Source organism: Actinomadura sp. KC216 (assembly GCF_004348535.1).
In the GTDB taxonomy this organism is placed as follows: Bacteria; Actinomycetota; Actinomycetes; order Streptosporangiales; family Streptosporangiaceae; genus Spirillospora.
The window spans coordinates 1-6,400 of sequence record NZ_SMJX01000413.1 but is presented as its reverse complement, the minus strand read 5'-3'; the positions used below and the strand labels follow the sequence as shown (position 1 = coordinate 6,400).

6 protein-coding genes are annotated in these 6,400 nt (G+C 74.7%); 2 read left to right on the top strand and 4 right to left on the bottom strand.

Annotation, left to right across the window (positions count from 1 at the left end):
* The first annotated feature begins 262 nt into the window (after positions 1-262).
* Entirely contained in the window at positions 263-418 is a 156-nt protein-coding gene (locus E1264_RS44170; protein ID WP_165964608.1) for a hypothetical protein, read from the top strand.
* 295 nt (positions 419-713) lie between these two features.
* Here the strand turns inward: E1264_RS44170 and E1264_RS38720 are convergent, their stop codons facing one another.
* Complete coding sequence (locus E1264_RS38720) at positions 714-1,277, bottom strand: cysteine dioxygenase family protein (protein ID WP_132181908.1); 564 nt, start codon at positions 1,275-1,277, stop codon at positions 714-716.
* Positions 1,278-1,391: 114 nt separating this feature from the next.
* Here E1264_RS38720 and E1264_RS38715 point away from each other — a divergent pair, with 114 nt between their 5' ends.
* On the top strand, positions 1,392-4,082 hold the full coding sequence (locus tag E1264_RS38715; protein WP_165964607.1) for a LuxR C-terminal-related transcriptional regulator: 2,691 nt from the start codon (positions 1,392-1,394) through the stop codon (positions 4,080-4,082).
* On the opposite strand, the gene fahA is transcribed toward E1264_RS38715, so the two are convergent.
* The 3 genes from fahA to E1264_RS38700 form a co-directional block, all read right to left on the bottom strand.
* Positions 4,079-5,296, bottom strand: a complete 1,218-nt coding sequence (gene fahA / locus E1264_RS38710) for a fumarylacetoacetase (protein WP_132181904.1) — start codon at positions 5,294-5,296, stop codon at positions 4,079-4,081. The two genes, E1264_RS38715 and fahA, sit on opposite strands and share 4 nt — an antisense overlap.
* A 51-nt stretch (positions 5,297-5,347) precedes the next feature.
* Positions 5,348-6,145: a hypothetical protein gene (locus tag E1264_RS38705; protein ID WP_132181902.1), complete on the bottom strand. Its 798-nt coding sequence runs from the start codon at positions 6,143-6,145 to the stop codon at positions 5,348-5,350.
* Positions 6,146-6,195: 50 nt separating this feature from the next.
* On the bottom strand, positions 6,196-6,400 hold a 205-nt coding region (locus E1264_RS38700; protein ID WP_207936814.1), incomplete at its 5' end, for a hypothetical protein.

Genomic DNA, 6,400 nt, shown 5'->3' with positions numbered 1-6,400 from the left:
TCTGCGTGGCCTCCCGCCGCCCCCACGGCCCGGGCTGGTGCACTCGCTGCCGCGCGGACGTGGGCGGCTTGCCAGCGCACCGGCTCCGCGGACGTGACGGTGAGCTGACCGGTGGATCGTGCGCCGTGTGCGGTTTTAGACCGATTTTGCAGACCATCGAGGATCTATCATCTGACTACTACGTTATGTGTTCAGATCACTACTCTTCGCATATGTTCGAGAAGTGCACAGACCATGGGCATTTCGGAAGGAGTCCACTCTCATGCGCTTCTCGCCACGTCCCATCGCCTCGCTCGGGGTTCTAGCCGTAGCCGCCACGGTGGCGACGGGCCTGATGCTCGGCCCCACCGCCTACGCTGACCCCCAGAGCGGCCAGGGCGCCGCCACCGCGGCGTCCTCCGGCAGCCTCTACGCCTGACGGGGCGGCCCGGCCGGTCCGCCCGACCGCGTCTTCGAGGGCTTCGAGTGCCAGAGCACCGACTACCAGTTCCTGTCCTGGCAGGTCGTCAGTGGCGGGCCGCCTGAGCTGTGGATGAGCTTCAGCGACCCCGAGTGCCAGGATGCCATGGGGTTCTTCAACCCCGGCGGCCCGCCGGAGCAGCGGCCGGGCGTCGGTTCCGTCCAGCGGTGGCGGTGATGATCGCCTGACGTCCTCGTCCGCGTGACCGTGCCCCGGTGATCTGCTTCGCGCAGAGCGCCGGGGCGTCGGTCTGTCAGGACCGTCCGTCCACATGGGCGGGGCGGATCGGGAGGTCGTAGTAGCGGCGGGCGCTGGAGCCGATGGCGTTGAGGTCGGTGCCGTAGATGTGCAGGGAGACGGCGACGTCGTCGCTGGCGTTGCGGACGCGGTGGATGTCGCCGGGCGGGGCGAAGCCGCTGCCCTCGCCGGCCGGGGCGTGGTTGCTGCCGGCCTCGATCAGCTCGGTGCCGTCCTCGGAGAGCGTGTAGAGGTCCTCGTACTCGACGCCGGCCAGGATGCCGAACACGCACCAGGTCACGTGATCGTGGATCAGGGTCACCGCGCCGGGCTGCCAGACGATCGCGACCATGGAGAACGAGCCGTCCGGCTCCACGTGCAGGCGGTGGCTGTTGAAGGTGCCGCGCTCGCCGGCGAGCTGGTCCGGGGTGAGCAGGGCGGGCGACGGCATGTGCTCGCGCAACGCGTCCGCCACGTGGGACGCGGTGTCGCGCCATCCGCCGGGACGGGCCACGGCGGCGCGTACAGCGGTGACCAGTTCGTCCAGGTCCGTGGTGGGGGGCGCGGTTAGGGTGTTCATGGTGTTCTCCTCGTCGGTTCGGGCGTGTCTCCAGCGTCTGGTCTGAGGGGTGGCGCGGTCATCCGTGGCGCCCGCAGAGCACCACGGACGCCGCCACGGAAAGGGGCCGCGACGGTGGCGGAACGGATATCCGAGCGGGAGGCCGAGGTGCTCGCCGCGCTCGGCTCGCGGCTGTCCAACGCGCAGATCGCGAACCGGCTGCACGTCTCCGTCCGGACGGTGGAGAGCCACGTGTCGTCGCTGCTGCGCAAGTACGGCGTGGCCGACCGGTGGGCCTTGGCGGAGCTGGCTCGCTCCGAGGCGCCGGAACCGGGCCGCGTCGTCGGGCTGCCGGCGTCCGCGACGACGTTCGTCGGCCGCGACGCCGAGCGCGCCGAGGTGCTGGCGGCGCTGGAAGAGGCCCGGCTGGTGACGTTGCTGGGGCCGGGCGGCGTGGGCAAGACCCGGCTGGCGGCGATGGTCGCGGCGGACGCGGGCGCGCTGTTCCCGTCCGGCGGCGCCTTCGTGGACCTGGTGCCCGTGCGCGACGGGTTCGTGGCGAGGGCGGTCGCGACCGCGCTCGGGGTGACGGAGGGGTCGCACCAGCCGCTGGCGGACGCGGTCGCGGCGCGGCTCGGCACCGGACGGTCGCTGCTCCTGCTGGACAACTGCGAGCACGTCATCGACGAGGCGGCCGCGTTCGCCGAGCGGATCCTGGCGTCCTGTCCCGGCACGCGCGTGCTCGTGACCAGCCGGGAGCGGCTGGGCGTCCCGGGCGAGCGGAGCGTCCCGATCTCCCCGCTGCCCGGCTCGGACGCCGCGGCGCTGTTCCACGACCGGGCGCTGACCGCCGACCCGCGGTTCGTCGCGGACCCCGCGGTGATCACCGACCTGTGCGCGCGGCTCGACGGCATGCCGCTCGCGATCGAGCTGGCGGCGGCCCGGGGCGTGTCGCTGGGCGCCACCGGCCTGCTCGCCGCGCTCGAGGACGCGCTGCGCCTGCTGTCCGGCGGGCGCGGCGGCGACGAGCGGCACCGGTCGCTGCGGGCGGTCCTGTCCTGGAGCCATGATCTGCTCGACGAGGAGGAGAAGGCGCTGTTCCGCCGCCTCGGGGTGTTCGCCGGGGCGTTCGACATGGACGCGGCGGCGGCAGTCGGCGGTGACCGGGCGGGCGTCGCGGACCTGCTCGGACGGCTCGTCGACAAGAGCCTCGTGGTGCACCTGCGGGGACGGGCCGACCGGTGGCGGCTGCTGGAGACCGTGCGGGCGTTCGCGCAGGCGCAACTGTCCGCCGCCGGTGAGGATGAGGAGATCGGGGAGCGTCACCTGCGCTGGGCGGCGTCCGCGGCGTCCGGTCTGGAGCGGCGGCTCGGTGATCCGGCGTGGCGGGAGGACTTCGACGCCATGGCCGCTGATCTGCGGTCCGCGCTGACGTCGTCCCGTGGCCCGTCCGAGGTGACGCACCGGCTGGCGAGCGCGCTGGCGCGCCTGACCTTCGCCCGCCGCCATCTGCTGGAGTCGTTCGCGCACTATCGGACCGCCGCCGAGGTCGCACCGGACGCGGCCTCTGCCGCCGGAGACCTGCGGGCGGGAGCCGGATGCGCGCACGTGAGCACCACGTCCAACCAGCACGTGTTCGAGCTGCTGCTGGAGGCGGCCGAGCAGGCGCGGCGGGCCGGGGACCGGCGCGGCCGGGCGATCGACCTGGCCCGCGCGGTGGAGACGGCGTGCCGGTTCCCGGAGGCGTTCGAGACCGACGTCTCGCGCGAGCGCCTGCACGGCCTGCTGGACCAGGCGGTCGAGGCCGCCGGGCACGGGGCCGCAGGTTCGGGCGACCCGGAGGTGGCGGCCTGCCTGGCCGTGGCGCGGGCCTGGCTGGACGGCCCGGGACGCGGCGCGCCGGACGCGGAGTCCGCGCCGCGGGCCCTCGCCGCCGCCCAGGCGACCGCGGACCCGGTGCTGATCAGCTCCGGGCTGTGCGCGGCGGCGACCGCGGCGCTGCTGGCCGGACGGCTGCGCGAGGCCAACCGGATCACCCGGGAACGGCTGGACCTGCTGCCGTCCATGGACCGCGACGACCCGTACTGCGCCCCGGAGATATGCAACACCTACGGCCGCGCCTGCATCTACGCGATCATGGCCGGGGATCTGCCCGGCGGGATGGCGGCGGCGCGCGCGGGCATGGACGACGACCTGCTGAGCGACACCCACATCACGGCGAGCCGCCTCGTCCAGCCGCTCGCCCTGACCGGACGGTTCCGCGACGCGATCGGGCACGCGGAGCGGATGTGGGACCAGTGGGAGCGCGCCGGACGGCCCGCGCCGCGCTGGATGCTCCCCGCCGTGTGCACGACGGTGCTGGCGAGCGGGATGCTCGGAGAGCCGGAAGCGGTCGCGCTGTGGCGGTCCAGGGCCGCGGAGGTCGCGGGCGGCGGCGGCGCGCTCGCGACGGACGCGGTGGCGGTGTTCGTGGACGCCCGGCTGGCCGTCCACGACGGGCGGTCCGGCGATGCCGAGACCCTCGTGCGCCGGGCCTTCGCCGCAGGGACGCCACTGGACCCGTACCTGGCGTACGCGCGGGCGGCCGGGGCGGAACTGGCCGTCGCGGCGGGGCTTCCCGAGGCGGCGGAGCGGCTGGCGTCCGCGACCCCGTTCGCCGAGGAGAACGGCTGGGCGGCGGCCTGCCTCGCCCGCGCCCGCTGGCGCCTGCACGGCGACCGCGACGAGCTCGACCGCGCCCTCGAAGGCTGGGACCGCCTCGACGCGCAAGCGGAACGAGCCTGCACGCAGGCGCTGGCGGCGGAGACGGACGCGGAGGCGGGCTAGGCGCGGGTGGGGTGGACGGTGCCGGTCACCTCGCCGAACGTGATGCGGGAGCCGGACGCGCCCGGGGCCTGGGCCCGGATCGTGACCGTGTCACCGTCCTCCAGGAACGAGCGTCTGGTGCCGTCGGCCAGCTCCACGGGTTCCTGGCCGTTCCAGGAGAGCTCCAGCATGCAGCCGCGCTGGTCGCGCTCGGGGCCCGAGACCGTCCCGGACGCGAACAGGTCCCCGGTGCGCAGCGGGGCGCCGTTGACCGTGGCGTGGGCGAGCTGCTGCGGCGGCGTCCAGTACATCGAGGCGAAGCGCGGGCGGCTGACGGCCTGGCCGTTGATCAGCACCTCCAGCCGCAGGTCCAGTCCCCACGGCTCGTCGCAGCGCAGGTAGGGGAGCGGCACCGGGTCCTGGACGGGCGGTGCGACGCGGGCGGCCTCCAGCGCGGCGACCGGCACGACCCACGAGGAGATCGACGTCGCGAACGACTTGCCGAGGAACGGGCCGAGCGGCCGCGACTCCCATGCCTGGAGATCGCGGGCGCTCCAGTCGTTCAGCAGGACGAACCCGAACACGTGATCGCGGAACGCGCCCACGGGGACGCCGCGCCCCGCGACGGACGGCACGCCCGCGACGAACGCGACCTCCGCCTCGAAGTCGAGCCGCTGCGACGGCCCGAACGACGGCTCCGGCTCGCCGGGCGTCCTGCGCTGCCCGGACGGCCGGATCACCGGCGTCCCGGACGGGTACACGGTGCCGGCGCGCCCGTGATAGCCGATCGGCAGCCGCTTCCAGTTGGACGGCAGCGGCTCGTCGCGCGGGCGGAAGATCCGTCCGGTGTTCCTGGCGTGGTGCTCGGACGAGTAGAAGTCGACGTAGTCCGCGACCTCGAACGGGCGCTGGAGCTCGACCTCCGAGAGGGGGATCAGGTGGGGTTCGACCTGTTCGCGGTACGACTCGTCGGTCAGCACCTCGGCGAGCCGGGCGCGGTTCGCCTCCCAGACGGGGCGCCCGGCGACCATGAAGGCGTTCAGCGAACCGGAGGCGAAGTAGCGGCGGTCCTCGACCATGCCCGCCGCGGACATCGCCGCGAGGTCGAGCACCTGATCGCCGATGGCCGCGCCGACGCGGGGCAGCTCACCGGGACGCGAGAAGACCCCGTACGGCAGGTTCTCGACGCCGAAGCCGCCGTCCGGATCGACCTCGACCCACGAATCGGTGGTCATGCAGCCATATCTTCCCCGGTGTGTGCCTTTCACCCGGTGGAGCGGGAGGGGTCAGGCAGTGGGCGTTCTGATCAGGGACAGCGCGGACAGGGCGGCGTCGAGGCCCGGCACGCTGAACGAGAGCAGCAGGCGGCGCGTCGCCCGCGCCTCGGCGCCGGTCAGCGCCAGCAGCTCGGCGGCGAGGCCGGAGGGCCCGGAGGCGTCGGTGCGTTCGAGCGTCTGCCGGACGTCGTCGTTCCCGCGCGTCGCGGACGCCGTGGCGAGGAGGATGTTCAGGAAGCCGTGCCGGTCCCGGTGCCGGACGGCGTGATCCGCCCCGGCCGCGCAGGTGAAGGGGAGGCCGCGGTCGGCACACGCCGCGATGAACGCCGCGACGTCGGCGGACGGGCCGTCCATGCGGTGCGCAGCGCCCAGCAGGACACCATGCTCCCGGGCCGCGGACATGCGGTCGAGCGCGTCGCGCCATCCGGGCGAGTGCCGCACCTGGATGTGCGCGGGCACGCCGGCGGGGAGCTGCGCGATCGTCACGGCGGCGGCCCGCGCCTGGTCGGCCTCGCCCGGAAGCGCGATCCGCACCGCCGATGTCCGGACGCGCGGCTCGGCGCCGGCAGCGTCCAGCGCCTCCGGCAGCTCCCCGATCCCCGTGTCCGCGATCAGGCCCAGGTCGAGCAGATCCTCCGGGACGAGCAGTGCCCGCAGCTCGGCGAACCGCGACGCGGGGCACAGGAACCGTCCGGTGGCCGGGTCCCGGGCCGCCGCGCGGTGCGCCGCCAGCGCCCTGTCCATCGGGACGCGGTCCGGCGGGCCGAGCGCGGCGTCGTCGAACAGCCGAGCGAGTAGGTCGCTCATGGCGGCTAGGTACCCCGCCGCGGGGCCGCGTCACGCCGTTGTCACGCCGTTCAGTCGACGGGCGGGGTGGGGCCGCTGCGGAAGTTGCTGGACGGCGGCGGATTCACGTCCTGGGAGGCGGGGCCGTCCTCGGCGTCGGGGTCTTCGGCGCGGTCGGGGGGCCGGGCGCCGGAGTCCGCGCCCGCGCCGGGGGAGCCGGGCATCACGATGTCGGGACGGGTCGTCGACGCGACCGGCCGGTCCTCCGCGTCCGGC